Origin of the sequence: Mesorhizobium sp. M7A.F.Ca.AU.001.01.1.1, from assembly GCF_004022735.1 — a bacterium.
Taxonomy (GTDB): domain Bacteria; phylum Pseudomonadota; class Alphaproteobacteria; order Rhizobiales; family Rhizobiaceae; genus Mesorhizobium; species Mesorhizobium ciceri.
Genome location: NZ_RZPF01001229.1, coordinates 1 through 883, shown reverse-complemented (window position 1 = coordinate 883; position 883 = coordinate 1). Strand labels below are relative to the sequence as shown.

The 883-nt window shown below is 71.3% G+C and carries 1 protein-coding gene and 1 pseudogene; both read right to left on the bottom strand.

Features of this window, described 5'->3' with window-relative positions:
* A pseudogene (locus EN884_RS37290) lies at nt 1-493 on the bottom strand (hypothetical protein); the annotation flags it as partial.
* A 116-nt stretch (nt 494-609) separates the two neighbouring features.
* Nucleotides 610-883 (bottom strand): ATP-binding protein (locus EN884_RS37285; RefSeq protein WP_348633004.1); only part of this gene is annotated, 274 nt, incomplete at its 5' end.

Sequence of the window (883 nt, the reverse complement as noted above, 5' to 3'; positions counted from 1 at the left end):
CACCGGCACCGCCGCCGCCGCCGCCGCCGCCAACGATACGACCGCCGCTGTTGGCGAGAGAAGCATCGTCTACGGATGAGGCGACGCCATTGCCGCCATTGCCGCCGACACCTCCGTTGCTGCCGCCGCCACCGCCACCGCCTCCCGTGATGAAGCCGCCATCGTTGATCAGGGTGGCAGCGGAACTGCCGACGCCACCGTCGGCACCGTCGACGCGGACGGTTCCGCCGGAACCGCCGGAACCGGCCACACTGCCATTGCTGCCGCTGCTGCCGCCGTCGCCCAAAACTCCCCCGGTGCCGCCGGTTCCGGCTGCGCCTGCGCCGCTCCCGCCACCACCCTGGCCGCCGCCCCGGCCCGCGGAGTTGGTCGCGCCATGTCCGCCAGCACCGTCGGCCATGGCGGGGCTCCAGGCCAGGGGGGCCAGGAGGCAGGTCGCGAGAGCGGTCGAGCGCAGCAGGCTTCGCTTCGAGACGATGGCAATTCCTGTCAAGGCCAAGCTCCCCAGATCAGCACCGACGCAGTCGTGCATGTCCCCGGGCATAGCACCCGAGACCAAGGCCGGATATCGTTGAAACTAGCTATGCCCGCCGCGCCGGGATCGGCCGGTCAGGCCGCGGGCACATGCAAGGCCAGCACGGTTTCGCCGCGCCGCGACCGCGTGTCGAGCGTACCGCCCAGCCGTCCGGCCCGTGCCCGCATCGAGCGCAGGCCGGTGCCCGGGACGGGCGCTTGCGAGGCGGCATCGAAGCCGACGCCATTGTCGTTTATGGCCAGGCTCAGCGTCTCGCCGCGCCGGTGCAGGTCGATGACGACGCGGCTTGCCTGGCTGTGCTTGAGCACGTTGGTCAGGCCTTCCTGCAGGATGCGGACGAGATCGAGG